1 protein-coding gene is annotated in these 287 nt (G+C 34.1%); it reads right to left on the bottom strand.

Annotated features, from left to right (window positions below):
• Positions 1–204 (bottom strand): hypothetical protein (locus tag SB751_RS29585; RefSeq protein WP_410748970.1); only part of this gene is annotated, 204 nt, incomplete at its 3' end.
• Positions 205–287: the final 83 nt, after the last annotated feature.

The following is a 287-nucleotide window of genomic DNA, read 5'->3' as shown; positions in this document are numbered from 1 at the left end:
ATATAAACCTATAAAAAGACCACTGATACTTGTTACCGTTGCCACTAATGTTGAGTAGTCCGTATCTCTTAAAACTACCCACCCCTTATTGACAAACCATGGTCTTAGGGGTTCTTCCATAGCTTGCGTTAAGAATGCAATTAGCATAGGTAATACAAAATACGGTAATGAATTTTTAAACATATTAAAAATGAAAGCTCGCATGCTTGAAACTTTTACTGCGAACTCCCTTAACTGATAATATCGCTTAGCAACTTCGAATTTTATTAATTTATACTGCCTTTGAA

This window comes from Cupriavidus sp. SIMBA_020 (assembly GCF_046535395.1).
Lineage (GTDB): Bacteria > Pseudomonadota > Gammaproteobacteria > Burkholderiales > Burkholderiaceae > Cupriavidus > Cupriavidus campinensis.
The sequence above is the reverse complement of the archived record's forward strand: the minus strand, read 5'-3'. Positions and strand labels throughout refer to the sequence as shown.